The organism is Planococcus sp. NCCP-2050 (assembly GCF_023708025.1).
GTDB lineage: Bacteria > Bacillota > Bacilli > Bacillales_A > Planococcaceae > Planococcus.
Map to the genome: position 1 here is coordinate 168,266 of NZ_BRCX01000002.1, position 24,717 is coordinate 192,982.

Consider the following 24,717-nt stretch of genomic DNA (forward strand, 5'->3'; position numbering starts at 1 on the left):
CCCAACTAGCCTTGATAGGGTTAAGGTCACCTCGAGGGCTGGGCGCTGAAGTCTAGACACCAAATGCGCAAATCAAATTTCTATGCTGTATAAAAAATGCAGCGCACAAATGCGCGCTGCAACCCGTTCTTATTCTGCGATGTACTTGCCAAGAATTTCATCGTATTCTCCGCTGTCACGCAATTCTTGAAGACCTGTATTGATTTGTTCTAAAACATCTGCATTTTCGCCTTTCAATACAGCGATTCCGTATTGGTCACCATTTAAGCGCTCCCCAACCGTCTTCAAGTCTAATCCACTTTCAGAAATCGCATAAGCGATAACCGGATAATCCTCAATTAAAACATCTGCGTTGCCATTTGAAACTTCCTGGAACATAGACGGGCTGTCTTCAAATTGAGAAACCGTGAAGCCATATTCGCCTTCGTTCGCTCTTGCAAATTCCGCTCCAGTTGTTCCGCTTTTAACCGCTACTGTTTTGCCTTCTAGATCTTCTAAAGTTTCAATGTCCGTGTTGTCTGATGAAACAACTAAAGTCAATCCTGCATCAAAGTAAGGATCTGAGAAATCCACTACGTTTTTACGCTCATCTGTAATACTCATTCCAGCAATTGCAATATCCAATTGGCCTGCTTGCAAAGCTGGAATAATTCCGCTGAAATCCATTGGGCTGAATTCGATGTCGAAACCTTGGTTTTCGGCAATTGCTGTAATTAAATCAATGTCGATCCCCGTGTATTCGCCGTCTTCTTCAAACTCAAATGGTGGATATGTAGTATCGATACCAACTGTATACTTTGTGCCTTCGCTTCCGCCATCTCCTGACGAACCGCTTGAATCATCAGCCGAATCATCTGATCCACAAGCTGCAATAACTAGCATGACTGCCATAAGAAGCATTAATAAACTAATCTTTTTCAAATCATTTCCCCCTTTATGTGATGAAATTCATCTCTTCAACAATATATCATAATATTCTACAAATCAGAACCTTCAAAATAAAAAATAGACAACTAATTCCTTAGTTGTCTAGTTCTTTTCAGCTACTTCTTTTGATATTTGACGTTTTTTTCGTAACCGGATGAATAAACGGAGGTTATGAACTACCGTTTTTAATACTGCATATAATGGAATAGCGATTAAAATACCAACAAAGCCATAAAGCGCAGCAGCAATCAACAGCAAAAGAATAATCGTCAACGGGTGGATGTTCAAACGGTTTCCCATAATATTCGGCGTGACCAAATTCCCTTCTAATTGCTGAACCACTAAAAGCACGATGAGAACTTTTACGGCCATCAGCGGCTCACCGCTCATTAAAGCGACAAATATGGCTGGTATAATGCCGATTAACGGCCCTAAAAACGGTACGATAATCAAGAACATTGCAAAGACTGCCAGTGTTAAGGCGTAATCCAGGCCGATAATGATATAGCCGATGTACATCAATACGCCCACTGTAAACGCGACAATCGCTTGGCCGACAATATAGTCGGAGAGTGTCTGATCAAGATCCCGCAATAATTTCCTTCCCTCAAGCCGATGTTCATCTGGAAGATACTTCATTAAATGAGGGTTCAGTTTTTCATCGTCCTTCAATAGGAAGAAAAGAATGAACGGCACAACGATCAAGACAACAGCGATATTCATTAGCATGCCAAGAATCCCCATAACGTTCTCCATTAAACCATCCGATAAATTTTCCGCATAGGAAGTTAAGTAGCTCTTCAACTCCGTTCCGGTCACTCCGGCAAACTCAAACTCAGACACAGCTTCATCGGAATCCGCTGTCACTTCTTCGATTGTTTCCGGCGCCAGCTCTGCGAGACTTGTCACTTGGTCTTTTAATAGAGGACCGAAGAAATAAGTGACCGACACCAAGACAATCGCTATCAAGGAAAAAATAAGGGCAATTCCTGCTAGCTTCGGTATGTAGCGCGTCAGCAGCTTCAATAATGGACGCAGAATATAATACAGAAGGCCAGCGATTACGATTGGCGCAAAGACAGTCGCAATAATCACTTTGAATGGCCAAAAAGCGTAGTCGATCTTTCCTAAAAAGAATAAAATAATAACGATTAATAAAGTGCCAGTTGCATACTCAAAAAACGGTTTCTTAATCCACATGAAAAGCCCTCCTTTCTTAGTTCAATTTAAAAATTCCAGCAAAAAAGAGCGAAAGCAAGAGTTGCCTCCGCTTTCACTCTTTTGCCGGAATGTTTATTCTTCTTCAAGTTCTTTCATTTCTCTATGAGTTTGTGGGAATCCGTTTGCCTGCCATTCATCACGGTAAGCAGAATCCAATTGTGTTAAGCCTTTTTCAGCTGGGTCCAGATCCGCTTCTACACTTTCACGGCGGTCAGCTTCTACACTATTGCGCATGTCCGAGTCTTCTTGAACCTTTACGCTGTTTTTTTCCTGATACGCTTTAAAAACAAAAATTCCTGCAGCCGCTGCCAAAGCGCTGCCGATTACTGTATTCATTGTTGATTTTTTCATTTATACCCCTCCAAATAGAAACTGATAAACTGTCTTCTAATCTGTATACCCTTAAAATTACTTTTTAACTACTCATTGAAAAGATTTTTTTGCTGATGCTAGCCGTTTAATTGTTGCAGCGCTTTTTCTTCAGCTGGAATCCGCACGAACAAAAGAAGCAATGCATTAGCAATACTGAATAGGACAGCTGTACGCCATGCGCCGAATATGAGTGGAAGCGAAGCGATTTCCAGTGCTACTACCACCTAATTCGGATGCGAAATCCAGCGGTAAGGACCGCTCTTTACTTTTTCTGCGCCAGGAAGAACCAATATTTGAGTATTCTAAAACGTTCCCAAAGAAGCGAGCGCCCACACACGTAAAATTTGGGCGAAAATGAAAATCATCAAGAAAAGCAGTCAAACACTCCCTAGATCCCCCCATGTAAGAAACTTCTATCCCCTCCTGCTTTTACCGTTTTTAAAACCGTCCTTTTGATTGAATGGCTGCAGATAACTTCTTTGGTTTTATCGACTTCCGTTATTTCAATAAATTATTTCCAATAATCTTTAAGTTAGTTGACTCATTTCGAAATAAACGTTTAAGACCTCTCGCTATGGGAAAAGTTGAGTAATCTATTAAAAAAGTAAGGAGGGATCAGTATGGCAATTCAACAATACAAGCCTCTTTCCGGCTTCAAGAATTTCACTGATTTTTTTAGTGCACTTGCCAGTAAATCCCATCCTTTCTTCGCAGCGGCGCATCGAGGAATCTGCGGAAATGTTCCTGAAAATTCCATTAAGGCTTTTCAAGAATGCTTCAGGCAAAATGTTTACATCATTGAAATCGATATCCAGCGATCTAAAGATGGACATTTAATCGTTATGCACGATATCACAGTCAATCGTATGACAAACAGCGAAGGCAGGATTTCCGAACTGACTTTGGAACAGCTTCAAAAACTATTTTTAAAGGAAAAAAGTGGAGGCATTGGCGCAAAACTCACCAATGAGAAAATACCGACGCTTAAAGAAGTGCTTCTTTTGGCAAAAGGCCGAGCTTTACTGAATCTAGATAAGGCATGGGAATACCGCGAAGAAATTTACGATTTGGTTGAAGAAACTGGCACATTCGACCATGTATTATTGAAAAGCGGCGAACCCATCGCAAAAGTCGCCGCATTTTTACATTCGAAACCGAAGCCGTTGCATTATATGCACAAACTACAAGACCGCAATCTTCAGGAATTGGACGAATTAATAACTCGGATTTCACCTTTAGCAATCGAAATTCTCTTTGCGTATGAAACAGATGAAGTGGTTTCAAAACCTGTTCTGGCGAAAATGCGAAGTGCCAGCAATGTGTGGGTCAATGCACTCGATAATGGAGAAAATGCCCATCATACGGACTCATTGTCTCTATTGGAACCAGATAAAGGCTGGGGTTGGTTTTTAGATCAGCACATGAACATCATCCAGACAGATTACGCTGCTGAAATTATGGAGTACGCTGAGAGATGGAAAAGCAAAGCCTAATCCTACTCTCTGTGCGCGGCAGCTTCGTGCTTCAGTTTCGGCCATTGTTCAACAAGTTTTTGCGCAACTCCTTGTGCCGATGCCGGGTTCTGCCCTGTAATCAGTCGGCCTGACTGCAGCACACAGGCAGCCATTGGAAGAGAAGCTTGTTTGTATAAAGTGCCGCGTTCTTTTAATGCCTGTTCGAGCGAAAAAGGAATGTGCTTGTACAAGCCCATCAATTTTTCTTCCCGATCTGAGAACCCAGTGACGACGTGTCCAGATAACAGATACCTTCCATCCGACAACTTTACATTCTGTAGTCCGCTCGGTCCGTGGCAAACAGCTGAAACGATCCCGCCGTTTTCATAAATCGCTCTTGTAAGATCTTGCAGGCCTGTGTTATCCGGGAAATCCCACATCGTTCCGTGTCCGCCTGCAAAATAGATAGCAGCATAGTCAGCGGCATTTACTTCTTCGGGCACTTTCGGATTTTTCACCTTGTCCATCAGCTCATCATTTTGGTAATAAGCACGTGTCTTTTTATTTGTCAGAACCGCCATTAAACTTCTTGGATCCAACGGAACCCGCTCGTGTGAGGTGCTGACGATATCCACTTCAAAATCATTTTTCACTTCATGGTAAAAATCTGTCAGTTCCCTCAGCCATAACCCAGTTTTCTTCCCCTTCGTTCCAAGAGCTGCATGATTGGTTACAGCAATCAGTAATTTATCCATCGAAATCCCCTCTCCTGCTTCAGATCTTTTTCTTCGTATTCCCTTTCCTAAATGAAGAAAAACGTGAATCAGCGGCACATTTTCCACTTTGCCTTATTACAAATAAAAAAGAGGATGTGCCTCTGTCTAAAAGGTTTAAATAAACACTTATATTGTCAGAAAATACAGTCTTTTTATATATTTCCGCTCGTATTTGTGTTAAAATTGCAGTAACTAGGGAGGGATTAAAGATGAAAACGCTCTTGTCGTTTGCAGCCTCTATCATCCTTGCTTTCAGTATGTTTTCTCTTCCCGCTTCCGCTGTCGTAACTTTTGATGATGTCCCAGCGACCCATGGATTCGCCTTCGAAATCATCTATCTCCACGAACAAGGAATTGTGTCCGGCTACGATGACGGAACATTCCGGCCCAATGCCACAGTAAGCCGCGCCCAAGCCATTGTAATGATCGGACGTGCACTCGAACTGGATGGCACAAAACGCAAAACGCCATTTAAAGATGTAGGTGCCGGCCACCCAGCTTCAGGCTATATCGACTCTGGCGTAAAAGAAGGCATCATTTTCGGCTTTCCGGACAATACGTTCCGGCCGAACGCCCATCTGAACCGCGGCCAAGCTGCGATGATCCTTGACCGGGCTTTTGATTTCCCTGCTGCTCCACCTTCCGGATTTTTGGATATGGGACCAAATACCGTTTCGAATGAAGCTGTAGCAAGGCTTGCCCATCAAGGCGTCGCGAAAGGTTTCCCGGACAACCGGTTCCGGCCTTCAAACCCTGTCACACGCGCTCAATTCGCTGCTTTCCTTGCACGGGCCATTGAACCTACTTTCATTGAAGACAAACGCGAATTGCTTGCCACTGCCAACGAGATTTTAGGCGCTTTGCAGGGCAAAAAATTTAACGACGTTGCCAAATATGTAAGCTCTTCGAAAGGGCTTGTTTTCTGCCCTTACAGCGGCGGATGTTTGAATGGCAATGGCTTCACATTCTCCAAAAACCAAGTAAGTGCTTTTATGGCAGACCAGCAGGAATATGAATGGGGCTTTGAAGATGGCAGCGGATTCCCCATCCGGCTAACACCGGCAGCATATTATGATGAATACCTGATGGACGCTGCTTACCAGAAAAAAGAACGGTATGGACGGACGGATCAGCCGATGACAAGAGAGCAGATTACAGAACGTTTCCCGAATGCAACCATTGTCGAATTCTATAACGCCGGTTCGGTAGAATTTGAATACATGGACTGGCAAAACCTGAATATGGTCTTTGAGAAAAACAGCGAAGGCAAATGGATCTTGGTCGCAATTGTGAATAATCGCTGGACCATCTGACACGATTGAAGCAAATTTATATAAGCGCATAACGAAATGCTCCGGGATAAAATTTCCCGGAGCATTTCGTTATTCAGAAACAATCTCTTTGAATAATTCCACCAAACTTTGCTGAAATTTTTCATTGTCTTCCGGCTTTCTTTTTTTGGGGCCTTTCATGCGGCCGCCGCTTTGCCGAATTTTTTTAGCGACATGGCGGCCGTGAAGCAATTGATCAATATTTTCCGATGAGTAGATTCGGCCATTTTGATCGATCGGATGCCCTTTTTTCGCAAGAACCATGGCAGCTAAACCGTAATCTTGCGTAACGACTACATCTCCTTTTTTTACACGGTTGACTAAGACAAAATCGACTGCATCCGCACCTTTGGATACCGTAATCGTTTCCGCCCCCTCGCGCTGCATAATATGGGAAGTATCGCAGATCAGCAGAACCGGCAGCTCGAATTGCTTGGACAAAGCGATCGTCAAATCCACAACCGGGCAACCGTCTGCATCGATCAATACTTTCGTCATCGCAATTTCCTCCGTTCCACCAAATCATCCACTAATTTTTCAGCTGCTCGTTTGTATAAATTGCTCGTATGCACAAGAGAGGCAATTAGCAAAACCTGTTCCAATTCATCCGGATTTTCCATGGCAGCCGCTTCTTTCTTTGCCAAGTCTGCTTGGCGGTCGAGCCCTTCTTTGAAAAAGTCGACACCGCCTTGTTGGATATGCAAATAACTTTCATAAAAACTCTCTAAATTCAGCTGCTCTTTTTCCGCCCGTTCATTCAAACCATCCAATACTTGCTTTACATCATTTATCGATAGCACGCTTTTCATCTGGTAAATCAGGTGGATCAACATAATATGATTGCGTGTATACTTCTTATTTTGCACAGGATAAAACAATTTCCCTTTGGCGTAATTATTGATCATGGTCTTCGTCAAGATTTTCTCTTCGCCCGTTCTTTTCGTTTCCGCAAAGCTCGTTTCGAACAATTGAATGACTTGATCAATATATAAGTCAATTTTGGGTATATCTTCTAAAAGGATGGTTTTATCAAGTGCCAAACCTTCTGCCAGCTTTTTTATTTCAGCCACATCTTTCACCTTCGCCCTGTCAGTTATTACTTTTCATTCTACATGATTATTCAATATCCTCCAAGCTTGACCGTCGAATTAAATAAGAGTATTATCTTAAGTAGTTTCAATAACTACATAAGACAAGGAGCATATTATAATGAAAACTTACATACGCGAACCTTTTAATGCATTATCCCACCTTTTAGGTGCCGTTCTATCTTTTATAGCTTTGCTTGCTATGGTGATAAAGGCTGCCTATGATCAAGCGCCGGCATCACATTTGAGTTCGGTCATTATTTTCGGAGTGAGCTTGATTTGCCTTTATTCGGCCTCTGCGATTTACCACAGCGCTCTCGCCAAGCCATCCGTCATTGCGTTTTTGCGGAAGTTGGACCATTCCATGATTTTCGCTTTGATCGCTGGATCATATGCTCCTTTTTGCTTGATCGCATTAAACGGCAAGCTCGGAACTCTTCTTTTTACAATCGTGGCAGTACTCGGAATCAGCGGGATTCTCTTTAAGATGGTGTGGTTCCATTCTCCGCGTTGGCTATCCACTGCCATCTATATCGCCATGGGATGGATCATTATTTTTGCAGTCGTCCCTCTAGCAGACAGTTTGTCTGTCCCTGGTCTCGTGCTTCTCGTTGCAGGAGGGCTTTTCTACACAGTCGGTGGAATCATCTACGGGCTCAAACCCGATTTTCTTTCTTCCAAGTATTTGGGCTTCCATGAGATTTTCCACCTCTTCATTTTGGCAGGCAGCCTTTGCCATTTCCTTTCGGTTTACTTCTACGTTCTATAAAAAAAGTCTATCGCTGCAAAAGGAGTTGTTCCAAATTACTTTTGGACAACTCCTTTTCTTATCCTCCCTGCTTTCTTCGAAATTAAATGATATGATTATTCTAATAATTCCGGAGGGAGAGAGACAATGGAACAATTTGACTTGAACGATCAGCGATTGGCTGATGCCTTATTTGAAGCCTACATCCATAGAAAGCCGCTTTCAAAAGACCAAATTCCCGCTTTTCTTGAAAAAGAAAAAGCTTACGGCATCCAGCATGCGTTAACCGCCAAAAAAGCCGCTGAAGCCAATGAAGAATTAAAAGGGTATAAAATCAGTTTGACGAGTAAGGAAACCCAGGAACTTTTCCATTCCGATACACCTTTATACGGAGCTTTGACGACTTCAGCTCTTTCAGAAGGAACGATTGAACTCGATGGAATGTGCTCGCCTTTAATTGAACTCGAATTGATTTTCATTGTACAAGAAGAATTGTCGGCAGAAGATGATGTCGAAACGATTCTGCAAAAAACGCTTGTAGCTCCTGGAATCGAAGTACCGGATTCCCGTTTTGACGATTGGTTTCCGAAGCTCTCACTCGGCCAAGTCATTGCCGACAGTGCCGTAGCAGGAAAAATCGTCGTTGGCGAGCCAAAAAGCGGGCTCCGCTTTGAGGACCTTGCCGATATTCAAGGCCGATTGACTTTCAACGGAGAGGAAATCGCTGCGGACTCCTCAAAAGCGGTTTTGGAACATCCCGTCTATGCTGTCAAATGGCTGACAGAAGAACTGGCTAAACACGGATTAACCGTTGAAAAAGGCATGTCGATTTCCTCGGGCACTTTCATCCTGCCGAAAAAGCTTGAAAAAGGCGTCTACACAGCGAGCTATGAAGGAATCGGAGAAGTTTCCTTGAATGTAATTTAATCCGCGAAAAAAGGCGCCCCGTTTAATAGGGCGCCTTTTAATTTATTCGGCTGAAGCAATGCGGCCTTTCATAATCCACAGATAATAAACAGCGATCAACAGAACCATAGCCGCTAACACTAAATACAGGTTCGAATAACCGAGCGAAACGGCGATGATGCCGAGCGAAGCTGTCCCGATTGCCAGTCCTGAATCATAGAAAGCAAAAAATGTACCAGTCGCATAGCCGCTCCGGTGTTTGTCTGCGGCTTGAATGGCAAGCGTTTGGAAACTTGGCAGCAATGTGCCGTACCCAAAGCCCACTAAAGCTCCAGATAACAGGAGCATCCATGGCGATTGCGTAATGCTTAACGAAAACAGGCCAATGGCAAACATGATGCAGGAAGGAATAATGACGATATGCGGACCTCGCTTATCGAAAATCCGGCCGCTGAATGGGCGGATGAGCAGCATGGCGATGGCGTAAACCAAGAAGAAATAGCTCGCTGTTTTCAGCAACCCTAATGATTCTGCATAAACCGAGATAAACGACACGATGCTCGCATAGACGAAAGAAACAAAAAATCCGACACTTGCTATCGGCAATGCCTTTGTTTCGATAAAGTCCTGCAAAGTGAATTTATGTTTGCTCTCCCGAACCAACGTCGGCGCTTCTTCCACTCTTACCGCCAATGCACAGAAAAAGCCGATGATCATAATCATGCTGAAAACAATGAAAATCGTTTTTGCAGCCATTAATGGCTGCAGCGTCAAAGCGATGAATGGGCCAGCGACAATTGCGATATTCATGGCAATGCCGTAATATCCGAGACCTTCTCCCCGGCGTTCAGGCGGCACGATATCTGCTGCAATTGCTCCGCCGACTGTCGTCACCAAGCTGAACCAAATTCCGTGGAAAAACCGGAGAAATAACAATAAGGTAAAATCATTAATGAAAACATATAAAATGGTGCTGACCGCGAACATCAGCACACTGAGGATCAAAATTCTTCTTTTTCCGTACTTCTCCAAAATCATTCCGGCAAAAAACCGCATAATGATGGCGGATACTAAAAATACCGAAACAGCCAATCCGCCCTGAGCCGCTGTGCCGCCCAGTTCATTCATTACATAAATCGGCAGAAACGTTAATAGTGCATAAAATACAGTGAAAATAAAAAAGGTACTAACTGCGATATTGATAAAACTTTTTGTCCAAATCGGTCTTTTTTCAGTCATGGCTTACATCCTTTTCTTGTCCAGCTTCGTTGCCTATTTTTTTGAGCAGCCCGATTAACTGGGCCTGCTCATTTTCGGTCAGTGAAGAGACAAGCTTCTCTTCCACTTCCAAGATGCGCTTCGTAATTTGCGGCACTGCTTCTTCCGCACGTTCGGTCAGATAAACGATGCGCTCCCGTTTATCCACCCCTTCTCTCCGTTCAACCCAGCCGCTTTCCTCAAGCCGCGCCACTGTTCTTGTGACCGTCGGAGCCTCAACATTCAAGTATTGCCAAATCTCCTTTTGTGTCATGGAACCAAATTGTTTGATGCAAAATAGAATCGACCATTGGGTGCTGTATAGATCAAATTCTTTAAGTGCTTCGTTTACTTCTTTAACAGAAAGCCGCGACTTCTGATGAATTTCATGAAATAATAACTTTTGCATATCCAACCGCCCTTGCAATTACTTACTTAGGTAAGTATATAGTAATTTATTTCTCTTGTATAGTTCATCTAATCGCAAAATAGAGCCTTTCCCTAATTTCTTAAGGAAAGGCTCTCATTGACCGCTTTTATATTAGATGATGATTCCTTGTTTTTTTGCATCAAACAGCAATTCATCACGGAATTTCGGATGCGCAATTGAAATGAGGCGCTTCGCCCGTTCTGAAATGGATACGCCGTGCAAGCGGGCCATTCCGTATTCCGTCACGATATTGTCCACATCATTTTTGCCTGTAGTGACGACCGATCCAGGCGTCAATTGAAGATTAATGCGGGAAATCTCATCGTTCTTCGCTGTTGACGTCATGCAGATGTAGCCTTTGCCGTTCTCAGCAAAACGCACGCCGCGGGCAAAGTCGATTTGGCCGCCGCTTGAAGAATAGTATTTGCCTCCAACGGTTTCAGATGCGCATTGGCCGAATAAGTCGACTTCCGTTGTCGCGTTGATGGAAACGATGTTCTTTTCCAATGCAATTTCCCGTGGATCGTTGACAATGCTTACCGGCAAGAATTCGACAACCGGGTTGTCGTCGATGAAATCATACAGTTTCTTAGAACCGTATGCAAAAGTCGCGACGATTTTCCCCGGATTTGTAAATTTGCGTGTGCCGTCTACTGCTCCCGCCTCCACCAAATCCACAATGCCATCTGGCAGCATTTCGGTATGGATGCCCAGATGGCGGTGGTCTTTCAACATACTGATGACGGCATTTGGGACTGAGCCGATGCCAATCTGCAACGTGTCGCCGTCTTTAATGTCTTCGATCACAGAAGAAGCGATCAAAAGATCTTTATCCCCAATCGGCGACGCTTTTTCTTCAGTCAATGGCGCGTTATATTCCACATAACCTGCAATTTGGCTGATATGGATTTGATTGCGCCCATAAGTTCTCGGCATCTGGTCATTCACTTCTACGATGAACGGGACTTTTCCAACAAATTCAGAAACGTAGTCAGCCTGTGTCCCCATAGTGAAAAATCCATGCTCATCCATTGGCGACACGACCGTCATCATCATCGACATCTTCGTCACTTTTTGCAGCATGCGTGGAACTTCGTGGAAATTATTCGGGACAAGTTCCATCTTCGCCTGTTGATAGACTTTCCGTGTAGCACCGCTTAGAAAATAAGAAACGTGTTTAAGGCCTTCGTATGCGCCTTCGATATAAGGGCGATTGCGCAAAGCCAGCATTTGATGGATTTTTACTCCTTGCAGCTGGTCTGCATGTTCTTCTAATATATCAAGCAAATGGATCGGTTCGCCGTTAGCGATCGGAATGATGATATCTGCCCCTTGATCGATTAAGCCAACCACTTCTTGCGCACTCAATTTTTTCGTCATTTATTGGTTCACTCCCGACTCTCTGGATATCTAAATTTTATCATATTTCCTATAGTTCTCTTTAAAGGCGAAATAGCCATTCTATTCAAAAAAAGACCGTCATTTTTTATGACGGTCCCGTTTTGAAAGGGTGAAAATAAGCCCTGCAATTCCAAAAGCCGCAAGCAATCCCCAAAGGATCAAGACGACAATGGAACCTATTCCATAGTCTCCTCCTGAGTTCGCATATAATTGCAGAACAAAGAAAGCGATGCTGACCAGTGCAATGATCGCAAAATAGATAATGCGTGTTTTAACCGTAAAATTTTTCATAGCTATGCTCCTTCATGTATGGCGTCGTCGTTCCAAATGCACTTTGGTCCAGACCAATGTTGTTAATAAGAAAAGTTCAAATGCATTCGTTGCTGCTGAGCTATCCACCGGGATAGGCACCGCGCTGCCGATTGTCATAACAACTGCTCCCACCAGCATCCATTTCCATCCACGCTTTTTCCATAGAACCGCCCCTGCTGCAATAAGCACCACTGAAACAAGTAAAACCATGATAGGCGGTCCGGATGCCGGATCGGCAGACACATATCGCAAAACGCCGTATTCTTTTTCAAGCGCCAACTCCATGCCCACCGTTTCAAGCAGCAGTTCGATCCCTATCAAAGCGACGGTATAGAGGATCGCTGCGACACCGATTATCCTCTTCCTGCTCCATTCTACTCCAGCTTCCCGCAAGGCACCATAAGAAAACAACACTAAAGTAGGCGTCAATAAAGCATGGCTCCAAAAACGCAGCAAGCTCAAATTTTCCAGAAGCGGACCTTCGCCGATGAATTTTCCGAGTGCAATCATGCCATTATCATAGATCAATCCAAGCAGTACGAGATAGATGAATGACATGAAATTCCACGAGCGCTGCCGGCTCAACCCCCATATAACCAGTCCGATATAAGCAGCTGTAAATAAAAAATAGAGAATGGTATCCATATGCACCCTCCTTCCGAAAAGTGATCGTTATCTTTAACATTCACTAAACCGGAGGGCTTTAAACAATCGGTGCTCCAGGATCCATTCTCTATTTCAATTATTTTAAGACGAACTTCGTTTGGCTGAATCCTTCTTTCGACTTTTTCACTTCCAGAATTGCAGGGATCGCCGCTTTTAACTCCTGGACATGTGAAATAACACCGATCATGCGGCCGGATTTTTGGAGATCAATCAGCGTGTCGATTGATTTATTCAACGACTCGTCATCAAGCGAACCAAAGCCTTCATCGATAAACATCGTATCGATGGCTACATTGCCTTGGAAACTTTGGATAACATCTGCCATGCCAAGTGCCAAACAAAGCGAAGCGTTGAATTTTTCGCCGCCCGATAAAGTTTTCACATCGCGCGTTTGCCCCGTATAGGCGTCATAAACGTCCAACCCGAGGCCGCTTTGTTTGCCTCGTGCTTCCTGGCGGTCACTGCGGATCAAGTAAAACTGGCCATTGGATAGATTCTTCAAACGCTCATTCGCCGAATGGATAATTTGCTCCAAGTATTCAATCTGCAAATAGCGTTCAAACGAGATTTTCAACTGATTCTGTCCGCGGACCATGTCATATAAATCGGCGACCCGGTTCATCTGCTTTTCTATTTCAGCAGCTTGCCCATAGGCTTTAGAAATATTCGCTGACAGCTGGCTGATCTGGAGCCGGGATTCTTTCGCCCGGTTCCACGTTGCCAAGGAATCTTCATAGATTTGCTTCAAACTCATGAGTTCAGCTTCCATTCCAGGCAAATCTGCTCGTGTTTTACCTGCCAGTGCCTCTTCTAATTCCTTCACTTGCTCGATCAATGTGTAATGGGTTTGTTTGAATTCCTGAATTTTATTTTTTAATGCCGCTTGCTGCTGTTCGGATAATTTAGCTTGCTGATACGCTTCCTCTGATCCAAAATCCGACTTCTTCAGCACTTCTTTGAATTGATGTTCGGCCTTTTCTTTTTTCAATTTGATTTCTTCGGCCGCTTCTTTCGTATGTTTGACGGTGATCACCGCTGCTGCCTGGCGTTCTTTTGTTTCTTGCAATTGCTGCTGCGCTTTTTCCCAGGCTTCTGCCAATTGGGTTTTCAAGGATTTTTCGTTCTGGATTTTCTTTTCTAGAACACTTAAATTCCGCAGTTCTTCCGGAATGGCCACTAAACTTTGTTCAAAAACAGCAATTGCTGTCTGATAAGATGCGGCTACTTGCTGCGCTTTTTCCGCAGCCGCTGTTTTGCCAGCCTCTAAAGTAGCCAGTTTTTCCGTGTGGAGATTAAGTTGTTCTTTCAAGGAACGAAGCTGCTTTTTATCCGCCGACAAGGCTGCTACTTCAAGTTCTAACGCTTTTCTCTTCTCTTCTGTTTCTTCGTATGCCGTAGACGCACCTTCCAGAACGCCCCCAAACTGGGCTGCTCTTTCTTTTTTCAAAAACAATTGCTCTTCCAAGGCATTCAATTTGGCGGCTGCATTCCGGTATTCTCCGTCTGCTTGGCTGAATTCCGCTTTTGCCGCATCCAATTCTTCTTTTGTGACTGCTGTATGATGCAATGCTGAAAATTTTTGTGGATGCTCGGTGCTTCCACATACCGGACACGCTTCGCCGTCATGCAAAGAAGCAGCTAAAATTTGGGCTTGATTGGCTAACCAGCTATTTTCCAACGCTTGATAAGAGCCGTCCAATTCTTTGAATCGCTGTTCTTTTAACAGTTGGATCCGCTGCTGGGTCTGCCAGTCTGTTTCTGCAGCAAGCAATTCTTGTAGAATACGGCTCCGCTCTTTCAGCGAATTCAATTCGGTGTTTTTTGAATCAAAAGGCTCCAGTTTCTGTTCCAAAGCTGAAATCGTTTCGCCAAGCTGTTGATGTGCCTCTTTTTCCAATTGGAATTTCGCAGCCACTTCCGACAAATTCTTTTGTGCCTCAGCAGCGGCTGCTTCCATTGCTTTTAATTCCTGTTTTTTGCCGTCGATTTCACGTACTGCGGGAAGGATGTTTTCCAATTGAATCAGTCGCTGGCTTATCTCTTCCCGTTCTCTTTCTTTGCCTTGTTCGATTGAAAAAGCGTGTTCTGCATTTTTCAATTGTTCGCTTGTACGAAACTCATCGTCAACCGCTTTTTCAAGCGATTGTTCCTTGGTGATTTCGTTAGCTTGCAATTCCTTGAATAGGTTTTCTGTCCCTTCAATCAGGCCGGCACGCTCCGCCTTTTGCAATCGCATTTCTTGATCAGTGATTTGCGGCAAACGTTCTTTCATCACTTCTAAGCGTTTATTTTTTTCTTCGAGTTCCTGCAAGCGGTCGTTCCATTTCTTCGCTTCGTGGAAGCCTTCTAATTTGCCGTTATGAAGCTCGTAGGCAGCCAAATAAGCTTGTTCGTCTTTTACTGCTTTCTCATTGTAGTAGACAGCTTCATGCCCAAGCGCATGCAGCACTTGATTGACGTTGAAATGCTCGCGCTCTAACAGTTCGAATAGTTCAGAATCCCTTTGCGGCAAGACGGATGCAATCCCATTGATCAGGCTTGCAAGCGTATGCTCTTCGTATTGGTAAGCTTTAGCGGCAGCCTCTTTCCGCTGCTTTAAGCGCTCGCTGATCATTTTATACGGTTCGGTTTTGAATATTTTCCGGAGGATTTCTTCTTTATTGTCTGTTTCAGAAGTTAGGAGTTTCCGGAACTCACCTTGAGGCAGCATGACGATTTGGCTAAATTGATTTTGTGACAAGCCGATGATCTCTTCGACGCGGCGGTTGATTTCCGACACAATCTGGCGCTCTACACAGGGTACTTCGCCTTTATCCGTCACTTCAAAAAACTCATATTTTTCGCCTGTTGCACTTTTGTTGCCTTTCTTCACATGGCCCATCTGCCGGAGAATCCGGTAGACTTTCCTATGTATCTCGAATTCCATTTCGACGCAGGTGTGGGTCCCGTCTTCTGCAAAATCACTTCGCAGATTCCGCGTCTCGGCACGATCAGAACCGCTGGCAGCGCCGTAGAGCGCAAAACAAATTCCGTCAAAGATGGTCGTCTTCCCAGATCCCGTACTTCCAGAAATGACGAATAATTGATTGCCTTTCAAATCGGCGAAATCAATGGTTTCCGTGTGCTTATAAGGGCCAAAGGCTGTCAGTTTTAATTTTAAGGGACGCATTTACTTTACCCCTTCTTTCTCATCAGTTTCTTCCCGCAGAAATTCCTGCAGCACGTCTTTGAAAATCGCTTCTGTTTCTTCCGAAGCTCTTTCGCCCTTCACTTCTTCATAAAAGGCGTTGAATAATACCATTGGGTTCATTTCCCGGCGCGAACCTGAATCGCTTTGTTTCGAAGCTTGCCCGAAATGTTTGCGTTCTACGTGCATAGCATTCGGATAGACGGAACGGATTTTCTCCATTGGATATAAAATCGGTGTCTCATCGAGCAATTTCACGTAGACGTAGTCCTCATTCACTTCATGCTTGAGCAACTCTTCCATAAACCCTTCCACTGTCCGAAGGTCTCTTTTCGGTTCGAGCAACCGCTTTTCAACAGAAACAGCACCAGCTTCATCCATCTCTACTACCAAAAACCCTTTTTGGTGATGCTCTTCTGAAATTGAATATTTCATAGGTGATCCTGCATAACGCACGGTTTCATTCAAAACATAATGGGCTTGGTGCAAATGGCCAAGCGCTGTGTAATGGAACGGATTGAAATGCTCCGCAGCAACATGCTCAGCTCCCCCGATCGATAAAGGGCGTTCTGAATCACTCGTATTCTCCTCCGGTTCCCCGTGCGGCGTGATGAACGCATGCCCAACTGCTATATGGCGTGCGCCCTGATCCAGTGTGCTGGCGATTTTTTCGGTAATGGCTTTCATCGCATCATTATGCGAACGAATTTCAGGGTTATCGTAAGAGTAGCGGACTTGGGACGGATCGGCGTAGGGGATCAAATGGACATGTATCGGCCCAAACGCATCCTGCAGAACGACGGGTTCCAAGTTTGCACTCATTTTTCCGACAATGTGAATCCCATTATTTCTCATTAACCGGCTGCCAAAATTCAAGCGGCCCGGGCTGTCGTGGTTTCCAGCTACAGCAAAAACCGGCGTTTTCAGCTCCAAGACAATTTTCGCCAGCACTTCATCCAAAAGGTTGACGGCGTCTGTCGGCGGAACGGCACGGTCATACAAATCCCCTGCAATAATGACAGCATCCGGCCGTTCTTGTTCAATGGCTCCGATAAATTGATCGAGTACGTGGCGTTGGTCTTCGGTCATATAAACGCCTTGGACCAGCTTTCCTAAATGCCAGTCGGCAGTGTGGAAAAACTTCATAAAAAAGCTCCTTCCTTCGAATAAAAGAATATATGTTCGTTCCATTATACACGAAAACACATTGCTTGTTTCTCTTAATCTTGTGAGATATAATAAGAACAAACGTTCTATAAAGGGAGTGAAAACGATGAAAGCACAGATACTTAAAGCATTTAAGCATCAGCAGCTTGTGGACATGATGTATATGGCAAATGATGGCACCATCAGCAAACGGCGCGTCAAGATTTTAAAAGTCAGCGGTGAAACTTTTCAAGCCTATTGCTTTCTCCGGCACAAGAAACGCACGTTCAAAATGGAGAATGTGCTTTCATTGATACCGGTAACACAAAAAGAACGCCTGATCATCTGAAGGCTTCCAACTATGATAGACTGGAACAAAAGTCTATTATGGGAAGAATTGAAAATGAGATTGACCGTTTACCTTGCTGGAGAAATCCACAGCTCTTGGCGTGAAGAAATCAAAAAGAAATCCCTTGCTTTGGATTTGCCGCTCGACTTTGTCGGTCCGATGGAAGACCACGACCGCTCGGACAATATCGGCGAAGAAATTTTAGGCGAACAGCCGAATGCCGTATTGAAAGACGCAGCCGCTTCGAGTTTCAACAATCTCCGGACTGGCATATTGATGCATAAAGCGGATCTCGTCATCGCGTTATTCGGCGAACAGTACAAACAATGGAATACGGCGATGGATGCGAGTTCTGCCATCGCTTCCGGCAAGCCCGTTATTCTGATCCGCCCCGAAAAGCTTCACCATCCGCTGAAAGAATTGTCGCAAAAAGCGAATGCCACTGTTGAAACCGTCGACCAGGCGATCAAAGCTTTATCCTATATTTTTGAATAGCTATTAAAAACCTATCCGCGCATGTTGGCGGATAGGTTTTCTTGTTTTTGGCTAATTTTATCGGCCTGCCGTTCTGGCGCGGCGCTGAAATTTGATGAACGCGCGCATTTTCTTCTGAGCGAGCGTATTTCTCGTTGAACGCGCGCATTTCTCCACGAGCGAGCGCATTTCTCATTGAACGCGCACATTTTCCTCTGAACGCGCGCAACCTGAAAAATCTCGCCTCAAAACCCATTTCAGCTCAATAAAAAAAGCCCCCTAAGGGACTTTTTTAGCGATACCACATGCCGACGATCGGGTAATCGAATCTTTCGTTGTTCAATGCACGGATAATACCCAAAATCGGTACGATCAATGTAACGATTCCAAGAACAATCAGCATCGGAATACCAATCAGGACGATAACCAATAAGCTTGAAACAAATAGAAGGACACCCATCACCAATTGGAACAACAACGCTTGAATGGACAGCTTTTTCACTTCTTCATCATTTGATACAAGGAACACGATAAACGGCACTAAGAATGGTGCGAAAAACGCGCTTGCGTGAACAAGAATTTTCATCCCTGTGTTTTGCATAAATTTCATCTCCAGTCTTTTTTCTATTACTTTATTATACGGCTTAGGAGATGAATGGTTTCAAAAATTATCAAGAATTTATTTTCAAGACCACTTTGCCGAATTGTTTGCCTTCTGCGAGATAGTCGAAAGCTTGCTGGGCCTCTTCCAACTGAAAGACCCGGTCCACAATCGGATGCATATCAAACTTTTCCATGTGTACAAGCAAGTTCCGCAGTTCTTCCCGGCTGCCCATGGTGGAGCCGAATAACTGATATTGGCCATAGAAAAATTTACGCAAATTGAAATCTACATTGTCTTCTGTCGTCGCACCGAAGATGACAATGCGCCCGCCTAATTTCAGCACGTCAAGTGATCGGTTGAACGTTGCACGTCCCACACTGTCAATGACAAGATCAATCGTTTCTTCTGCCAACTCCTTTTCCCAATCGCTATTGGAATCAATCGCTAAATCTGCTCCAAGTTCCAGCGCCCGCTTTCTCTTTTCTTCACTCTGGGAAGTCACGATGACACGCGCGCCTACATTATTGGCGTATTGGATCAAATACGTCGCTACTCCGCCTCCTGCCCCTGGAATGAATAAAGTTTGCCCTGCCAAAATGCCGCCTTTTGTAAAAAGTGCACGGTAGCCTGTCAGTCCAGCCAAAGCCAGCGAGCCCGCTTCTTCCCAACTCAAGTGGACAGGCTTTTTCTCGACTTGCTCTGCCGATAAAGCGATCTTTTCGGCAAATGTCCCGTGGTCCGGCATTCCGAGAATATCAAAGCCTTTTGGTGGGGCCGCGCTATTGTCGTACCATCGGAGAGCCGGGTTGATGATGACCTCATCTCCAACTTTAAAGTCTTTAACACCTTCCCCCACTGCTTCAATAACCCCCGCCCCGTCTGAACCGATAATCAAGGCTTCCGGTTTATTCCCCCATCTTTTAGTCAGTCCTAAATCACGCCGATTCAAGCCAGCTGCCCGAAGCGCTACCACCACTTCGCCTTTTTTTGCCTTCGGTTCTTCCATTTCTTTGAGCTTAAGTTCTCCCGATTCAATCACAAATGCTTTCACTCGTTTCACCCTTTCATGAAATGTCCACTGAATATCTCCAATTGTTGTTTGCTGACAATGTCTTTTGAAAACAATGGCACGCGAATCAACTGCTGGTTCTTAAAATGTTCTTCAATCATTTTCAAATACTGTGATTCGTGCTTTTTGCGTTCTTTGAGAAACTCGCCATCCGCTTCTTCCGGCAAGATTTTATTGATGATCAAGGTTTTGACATGCAGATGGTATTTATGCAGAAGCTCCACGGCTTTTTGCGTTTCCAGAATGGGCAGGCGTTCCGGATTCAGCACGAAAATAAAACCGGTTTCCGCTTCATCAAGAAGAATTTCCCGCGCTTTGCCGAAGCGTATTTGCCGTTCTCGGAGCACATCGTAAATCGGGTCTTCCCGCGGCTCTCCGTCATTCAATAATTGGCTGTAATTCTCATTGGTCTTGCGGCGCTTTTGCAGGAGTCCTTCAATCCATACTCCCATCAATTCAGGCAATGTCAACAGCCGAATCGTATGGCCGGTAGGGGCTGTGTCAAATACCAATTTGTCGTAATGCTCGCGTTCTTCTAAGATGATATGGATCAATTTATCAAACAAAGCCGCTTCATCTGCTCCAGGAGAGGCTTTTGCCGTATCAAGCTGCCGGTGCACTTCTTCCATCATGCTGGAATGGACCGTTCCTTTGATATTGTCTTTAACGCTCTTGATGTATTTTTCCGTTTCAATTTCCGGATCAATTTCAAGAGCAAATAGATTCGGCGCCAGTTCTTTTGTTTTGCCGCCGATTTTTTCATCAAAAATATCGCCGACATTATGGGCAGGATCTGTGGAAATCAATAAAGTCTTATGGCCGTTTTTAGCTGCCGTCCAGGCAATGGCAGCGGCAGATGTGGATTTCCCCACGCCTCCTTTGCCGCCGACAAAAATAATGTTTTTCGTCAATACATCCATTCGTTTCCCTCTTTCCTCAAAAACTAACAGCAGCGAATCCCTGTAAGCGGCGATTTTTCCATGCCCATCCGCAGATGCCAATCATGGAATTGCTCGATCATATACGGATACAACTCTAACGTATAGTAATAGACTGGATTAGGAATGCCGATCATCTCGGAATACAGCATCAAAAGAAATAAATCATCTTCATCTCTCAACTCGCGTGCAATTTCAGTACGGTGCGGCAACTCTAATACTTCTTCGTAAAAAGCGATGAGCTTTTTCACTTTATCAAGCATTTTTTTGCACCTCCTTTTATGTATAAATAAAGGGGCATAGATTTTCCCATGCCCCCTTGGATGTGCTACTATACGATTATTCCTTAAAATCAGGATCTGCTTTTTTGCTTAATACTTGGACCGCCGTCAAAATGATCCACATTGTGAAAACGAAAATGATGGCGCCAAACACGAAGAGCAGCGTATTCGGTTGGTCCGCGTACCAGGCCCATTGCAGGAAGACCTGCTGGAACATCGCCCAGAGCGTCATGAACATCAAGAAAATCATCGGGATGATGACCACAATATAATTCCTTCCGAGTTTCCTCAGCCAAATTGCGATCAGAAGCAAACTGATTCCTGCTAATAACTGGTTGGAAGTACCAAACAACGGCCATAGCAAGTATCCTCCTGAACCAAAACCATTCGGCCCTTCCGGAAGAAGTACAAGTGACGCACTGGCTACCACTGCGATTGTCGTCGCTACATGCTTTTTCTCCAAAGCCGGCAATTTATATTCGACGCCAAGCTCTGAGATGATGTAGCGCATCAAACGCACGGAAGTATCGAGCGTCGTTGCAGCAAAAGAGACAACGATAATCGATACAATCGTCGAAGCCACGTCATTTGGAATCAGCAATCCATGTGCGAGTGACGTCGCCCCTTCAATGAACGAGCCCAAACCTGCACCATTCGCCGCCGTAAAGCTGCTGTAGGTCGCAAAGAAAGATTCTCTATCCGGGAATAAAGTGATGACCGCAATAATGGATACGAGCGCAAGAATCCCTTCTCCGACAGCTCCTAAATACCCGACAAAACGGGCATCCGTTTCTTTATCCAATTGCTTGGAGGAAGTCCCGGATGATACTAGTCCGTGGAAACCGGAAATGGCGCCGCAAGCGATGGTAATGAACAGCAGCGGGAACCAGGAAATGTCTGCGTCCGGATTAGTTGCTGGAGCTGTTATTTCCGGGTTAGTGAACAGCAGCCCTAAATACAGGATGCCAAGGCCCACTACCAATTGGTGTGAGTTGATAAAGTCGCGTGGCTGCAACAACTTCCATACCGGCAAAGTCGAAGCGATATAAACGTATATCATCAAAACGATGATCCAGATAAAAAAAGCTGTTGAAATGGAACCGAGGCCGAATAGCCCTGAGCCGTTTTCGCCTCCCATGTATTGGACCAAATCAATTTGCAAAAAGCTGACTTGGCTGGCGACGATAGCTGTGATATACATAACAGCCAAAGCAACCAGTGATGGCACCAGCATTTTCTTATTTCGTTTATAGACGGCGTGTCCAATCCAAATCGCCAGTGGGATCTGGATAAAGACTGGAAGCACACTTGCAGGATAAGAAATGAACAAGTTGGCGATGACCCAGGCGAATACCGCATTGACCATAAGAACGAGGATTAAAATGATGAATAGAAATAGGACTTTTCCTCGCTGTCCGATCAAGCGGTGGGCTAAGGTACCGACCGACTGCCCTTTGTTCCTTACAGATAATACAAGCGTTCCAAAATCGTGGACGCCGGCTGCAAATACTGTTCCTAATACGACCCATAGAACGGCAGGCAGCCATCCCCAATAAACTGCGATGGCCGGCCCAAGGATAGGAGCAGCCCCGGCTACTGAGGTGAAATGGTGTCCCCATAAAACAAATTTATTTGTCGGAACAAAGTCTACCCCATCATTATACTGATGAGCGGGTGTTACATAATTAGGATCCAACCGGAAAATCTTTTCTGCTACGAATTTTGAATAAAAGCGATAACCTAAGATGAAAATAAAGATTCCGATGGCAGCAAGTGCGATTGCATTCAAATACTTCAACCCCTTCTCTATTTTTTACAAGAAAAGAAAACTCTTGTAATTCAAGCATAAAGAAGTAGCATCAGGTTGTAAACGACTAAAACAGATTATTCTATTTTTTCTAACTTCTTTTGATAAAGGAGCAGTTTTGTATAAATCGTTTCCAGAATCGGCGTTTCCACTTTTGCTTCTTTTCCTTTTTTCCACAGATAGCCTTGTAAATGATCCGCTTCAATCGGCTGTGCCTTTTCCATATCCCGCTGCATGGACGTTTTCATGCTATACGCCATCATATTTAACTTTGCTAGCTGCTCTTCCACAATATTGTCTTTAATAGGTGCGCCAATTCGCTTCATGATAGCACCAAGCTCTTCCATGAATGCGGCGATGGTCCGCTGCCCGGTTTCCAGTTCGCGGATAGGCCCAATTGGAGACTCCATCATTGAAGTGATGCCGGACATCGCTGTAATGAAGAAATATTTATGCCACATCTCTTGATTGATATTGCAGCTTAACACGAAATCGGCTTTCGTCCCCTCAAATACTTCTTTCAAGCGATTGATGCGTTCGGATTTTTTTCCATTCCGTTCCCCGTAAACCAATTGGTTCATCGAGCTTGCTTGTACGATAGTGCCTTTTTCGTCAAGCGTACTCTCGATAAAGCAGAGTCCCCCAAGAACGGCTTCTTCTCCAAACGCTTCTACAAGAGCATCAATATGGGCAATGCCGTTCAGTAAAGGAAGCACCATTGTACCTTCCTTAACAAATGGCCCGAGATCATCAATTGCCGCTTGCAGCTGATAGGATTTTGTGGAAACAAGGACGATATCAAACTCCTCAATATGTTCTTCCTTCGTGATCAATTTCGGCATCAAATGCACATCGCCATTGATACTCTCGATATTCAGTCCGGTTTCTTCAAGCTGCCGCTTTCTTCTCTCCCGGACAAGAAAAGTCACATCTTCCCCTTTTTCAAGTAAACGGCCGCCAAAATAACCGCCAATTGCGCCGGCTCCAACTACTAATATTTTCATATCACTACACCTCAATTACTAGTTTCTTTCATAAATCCAAGCATTCTGATCTCGATTTCGAACACATTCCCCGCTATGCCGCAGAAATTCTAGATGCGCCAGCGTTTCCCCTACTGCAAAACGCATTTCGTGGACAGTCAGCGAACGTTTAAAGAGGCGTTCGCATATTTGGAAGACCGTAGAAGGCGCTTCGAGCACTTCTTTTGTTTCATCCAATCGTGCTTCATGATGCTTTATCAATTCTACTATCCGTTCATTTGCCCCGTAAAACGGTTTTCCATGAGAAGGAATGACAAAATCTGCATTCAATTGCTTTATTTTTTCTAAAGACGCTAAATACAAAGCCAAGGGATTTTCCTGGCCGTGGAACCAATAGGAGATATTCGGTGTGATTTTCGGCAAGATATGGTCTGCAGAAAACAACACATTTTTTTCTTTATTATAAAAACAGACCATGCCATCCGAATGTCCCGGTGTATGGATTACTTCGTATTCGTATCTTCCAATCTGAATCCGCTCCCCCTCCACCAAATAATGATCGATTTTTGGCAAAGGATTGACCAGCTGCTGGAAATTCACTGTATTCTGCACCATCTTCTTCGCCATTTCCACTGGCACTCCAGAAGCGCTATACTGGTTCGGCATCGTTTCCATAAATTCAGGTTTCCAGGAAACGCTTCCTAATTCCGCATCAATTTTCGACATCCGCAGCTGCGCGCCGGTTTTTTCCTGCAATCCGCCCGCATAGCCGAAATGGTCCGGATGATAATGCGTAATGAAAATGGTCTCTATTCGTCTATTGCCGATTTGCTCATCCCAAAACTCTCTCGTTTCGCTATTATTTAATCCGGCATCGATGATAGTCCAACCATTTTCCGACTCTGCCATAAAACAATTTACATGATTCAACCTGAAAGGAAGATCCAGTCGAATGGATTCGACCCCTAATTTCTCCAGCATCCAATCTCT

Annotated in this window: 26 protein-coding genes and 1 pseudogene; 6 read left to right on the forward strand and 21 right to left on the reverse strand. The window is 44.4% G+C overall.

The genetic code is table 11. From position 1 onward, the window contains the following. Nucleotides 1-129: 129 nt before the first annotated feature. From NFU07_RS10135 to NFU07_RS10150, 4 genes and pseudogenes are all read right to left on the reverse strand, one after another. Nucleotides 130-921 carry a transporter substrate-binding domain-containing protein gene (locus NFU07_RS10135; RefSeq protein WP_251477645.1) on the reverse strand — a complete coding sequence of 264 codons (792 nt, stop codon included), beginning with the start codon at nucleotides 919-921 and terminating at the stop codon, nucleotides 130-132. 108 nt (nucleotides 922-1,029) lie between these two features. Then, the gene (locus NFU07_RS10140) at nucleotides 1,030-2,127 is read right to left on the reverse strand and encodes an AI-2E family transporter (protein ID WP_251477647.1); all 1,098 of its coding nucleotides are present in this window, start codon (nucleotides 2,125-2,127) and stop codon (nucleotides 1,030-1,032) included. Nucleotides 2,128-2,220: 93 nt separating this feature from the next. Continuing rightward, nucleotides 2,221-2,499, reverse strand: a complete 279-nt coding sequence (locus NFU07_RS10145) for a hypothetical protein (RefSeq protein ID WP_235198053.1) — start codon at nucleotides 2,497-2,499, stop codon at nucleotides 2,221-2,223. 98 nt (nucleotides 2,500-2,597) lie between these two features. Continuing rightward, nucleotides 2,598-2,810, reverse strand: a pseudogene (locus tag NFU07_RS10150) (isoprenylcysteine carboxylmethyltransferase family protein). Between the two features lie 330 nt (nucleotides 2,811-3,140). Here NFU07_RS10150 and NFU07_RS10155 point away from each other — a divergent pair. Further along, nucleotides 3,141-4,013, forward strand: coding sequence for a glycerophosphodiester phosphodiesterase family protein (locus tag NFU07_RS10155; RefSeq protein ID WP_251477649.1), 873 nt, complete (start codon nucleotides 3,141-3,143; stop codon nucleotides 4,011-4,013). A 2-nt stretch (nucleotides 4,014-4,015) separates the two neighbouring features. Here NFU07_RS10155 and NFU07_RS10160 read toward each other — a convergent pair whose 3' ends face one another. Continuing rightward, nucleotides 4,016-4,729 (reverse strand): type 1 glutamine amidotransferase domain-containing protein, encoded by a 714-nt coding sequence (locus tag NFU07_RS10160; protein WP_251477651.1) that lies wholly within the window; start codon nucleotides 4,727-4,729, stop codon nucleotides 4,016-4,018. A 230-nt stretch (nucleotides 4,730-4,959) separates the two neighbouring features. Between NFU07_RS10160 and NFU07_RS10165 the strand changes: the two genes are divergently transcribed. Beyond that, nucleotides 4,960-6,063 carry an S-layer homology domain-containing protein gene (locus NFU07_RS10165; RefSeq protein ID WP_251477653.1) on the forward strand — a complete coding sequence of 368 codons (1,104 nt, stop codon included), beginning with the start codon at nucleotides 4,960-4,962 and terminating at the stop codon, nucleotides 6,061-6,063. A gap of 69 nt (nucleotides 6,064-6,132) precedes the next feature. Here NFU07_RS10165 and NFU07_RS10170 read toward each other — a convergent pair whose 3' ends face one another. Continuing rightward, nucleotides 6,133-6,579, reverse strand: a complete 447-nt coding sequence (locus NFU07_RS10170; RefSeq protein WP_235198049.1) for a YaiI/YqxD family protein — start codon at nucleotides 6,577-6,579, stop codon at nucleotides 6,133-6,135. Continuing rightward, nucleotides 6,576-7,151 (reverse strand): DUF1836 domain-containing protein, encoded by a 576-nt coding sequence (locus NFU07_RS10175; RefSeq protein ID WP_251477656.1) that lies wholly within the window; start codon nucleotides 7,149-7,151, stop codon nucleotides 6,576-6,578. Before NFU07_RS10175 ends, NFU07_RS10170 begins: the two co-directional genes overlap by 4 nt. A gap of 139 nt (nucleotides 7,152-7,290) precedes the next feature. Between NFU07_RS10175 and trhA the strand changes: the two genes are divergently transcribed. Together trhA and NFU07_RS10185 are read left to right on the forward strand one after the other, a co-directional pair. After that, complete coding sequence (gene trhA / locus NFU07_RS10180) at nucleotides 7,291-7,938, forward strand: PAQR family membrane homeostasis protein TrhA (protein ID WP_235198047.1); 648 nt, start codon at nucleotides 7,291-7,293, stop codon at nucleotides 7,936-7,938. 126 nt (nucleotides 7,939-8,064) lie between these two features. Further along, nucleotides 8,065-8,844, forward strand: coding sequence for a 2-keto-4-pentenoate hydratase (locus NFU07_RS10185; protein WP_251477659.1), 780 nt, complete (start codon nucleotides 8,065-8,067; stop codon nucleotides 8,842-8,844). 42 nt (nucleotides 8,845-8,886) lie between these two features. Here the strand turns inward: NFU07_RS10185 and NFU07_RS10190 are convergent, their stop codons facing one another. From NFU07_RS10190 to NFU07_RS10220, 7 genes are all read right to left on the reverse strand, one after another. After that, the gene (locus NFU07_RS10190) at nucleotides 8,887-10,062 is read right to left on the reverse strand and encodes an MFS transporter (RefSeq protein ID WP_251477663.1); all 1,176 of its coding nucleotides are present in this window, start codon (nucleotides 10,060-10,062) and stop codon (nucleotides 8,887-8,889) included. Next, on the reverse strand, nucleotides 10,055-10,489 hold the full coding sequence (locus tag NFU07_RS10195; RefSeq protein ID WP_251477665.1) for a MarR family winged helix-turn-helix transcriptional regulator: 435 nt from the start codon (nucleotides 10,487-10,489) through the stop codon (nucleotides 10,055-10,057). The genes NFU07_RS10190 and NFU07_RS10195 overlap by 8 nt, the downstream gene beginning before the upstream one ends. A gap of 132 nt (nucleotides 10,490-10,621) precedes the next feature. Beyond that, nucleotides 10,622-11,890 carry an acetyl-CoA hydrolase/transferase family protein gene (locus tag NFU07_RS10200; protein WP_251477667.1) on the reverse strand — a complete coding sequence of 423 codons (1,269 nt, stop codon included), beginning with the start codon at nucleotides 11,888-11,890 and terminating at the stop codon, nucleotides 10,622-10,624. Between the two features lie 99 nt (nucleotides 11,891-11,989). After that, nucleotides 11,990-12,202, reverse strand: a complete 213-nt coding sequence (locus tag NFU07_RS10205) for a hypothetical protein (protein ID WP_235198043.1) — start codon at nucleotides 12,200-12,202, stop codon at nucleotides 11,990-11,992. 12 nt (nucleotides 12,203-12,214) lie between these two features. Continuing rightward, a complete protein-coding gene (locus NFU07_RS10210) occupies nucleotides 12,215-12,868 on the reverse strand; it encodes a hypothetical protein (RefSeq protein WP_251477669.1) in 654 nt (217 codons plus the stop codon). A gap of 97 nt (nucleotides 12,869-12,965) precedes the next feature. Next, nucleotides 12,966-16,058: an SbcC/MukB-like Walker B domain-containing protein gene (locus NFU07_RS10215; RefSeq protein WP_251477670.1), complete on the reverse strand. Its 3,093-nt coding sequence runs from the start codon at nucleotides 16,056-16,058 to the stop codon at nucleotides 12,966-12,968. Then, complete coding sequence (locus NFU07_RS10220; protein ID WP_251477672.1) at nucleotides 16,059-17,222, reverse strand: exonuclease SbcCD subunit D; 1,164 nt, start codon at nucleotides 17,220-17,222, stop codon at nucleotides 16,059-16,061. Nucleotides 17,223-17,349: 127 nt separating this feature from the next. On the opposite strand from NFU07_RS10220, the gene NFU07_RS10225 reads away from it, so the two are divergent. Together NFU07_RS10225 and NFU07_RS10230 are read left to right on the forward strand one after the other, a co-directional pair. Next, nucleotides 17,350-17,571: a transcriptional regulator gene (locus tag NFU07_RS10225; RefSeq protein WP_251477674.1), complete on the forward strand. Its 222-nt coding sequence runs from the start codon at nucleotides 17,350-17,352 to the stop codon at nucleotides 17,569-17,571. 54 nt (nucleotides 17,572-17,625) lie between these two features. Next, nucleotides 17,626-18,066, forward strand: a complete 441-nt coding sequence (locus NFU07_RS10230) for a YtoQ family protein (RefSeq protein ID WP_251478238.1) — start codon at nucleotides 17,626-17,628, stop codon at nucleotides 18,064-18,066. A 271-nt stretch (nucleotides 18,067-18,337) separates the two neighbouring features. Here NFU07_RS10230 and NFU07_RS10235 read toward each other — a convergent pair whose 3' ends face one another. The 7 genes from NFU07_RS10235 to NFU07_RS10265 form a co-directional block, all read right to left on the reverse strand. Beyond that, nucleotides 18,338-18,646, reverse strand: coding sequence for a DUF4870 domain-containing protein (locus NFU07_RS10235; RefSeq protein ID WP_251477676.1), 309 nt, complete (start codon nucleotides 18,644-18,646; stop codon nucleotides 18,338-18,340). A 70-nt stretch (nucleotides 18,647-18,716) separates the two neighbouring features. Beyond that, nucleotides 18,717-19,700, reverse strand: coding sequence for a zinc-binding dehydrogenase (locus NFU07_RS10240; protein WP_251477678.1), 984 nt, complete (start codon nucleotides 19,698-19,700; stop codon nucleotides 18,717-18,719). Between the two features lie 5 nt (nucleotides 19,701-19,705). After that, nucleotides 19,706-20,638, reverse strand: coding sequence for an ArsA family ATPase (locus NFU07_RS10245; protein WP_235198036.1), 933 nt, complete (start codon nucleotides 20,636-20,638; stop codon nucleotides 19,706-19,708). Between the two features lie 23 nt (nucleotides 20,639-20,661). Beyond that, nucleotides 20,662-20,943 (reverse strand): cory-CC-star protein, encoded by a 282-nt coding sequence (locus NFU07_RS10250; protein WP_483879664.1) that lies wholly within the window; start codon nucleotides 20,941-20,943, stop codon nucleotides 20,662-20,664. 52 nt (nucleotides 20,944-20,995) lie between these two features. Then, complete coding sequence (locus tag NFU07_RS10255; RefSeq protein WP_251477681.1) at nucleotides 20,996-22,726, reverse strand: carbon starvation CstA family protein; 1,731 nt, start codon at nucleotides 22,724-22,726, stop codon at nucleotides 20,996-20,998. Nucleotides 22,727-22,821: 95 nt separating this feature from the next. Further along, nucleotides 22,822-23,748 carry a ketopantoate reductase family protein gene (locus NFU07_RS10260; protein WP_251477685.1) on the reverse strand — a complete coding sequence of 309 codons (927 nt, stop codon included), beginning with the start codon at nucleotides 23,746-23,748 and terminating at the stop codon, nucleotides 22,822-22,824. An 18-nt stretch (nucleotides 23,749-23,766) separates the two neighbouring features. Continuing rightward, nucleotides 23,767-24,708, reverse strand: a complete 942-nt coding sequence (locus NFU07_RS10265) for an MBL fold metallo-hydrolase (protein WP_251477689.1) — start codon at nucleotides 24,706-24,708, stop codon at nucleotides 23,767-23,769. Nucleotides 24,709-24,717: the final 9 nt, after the last annotated feature.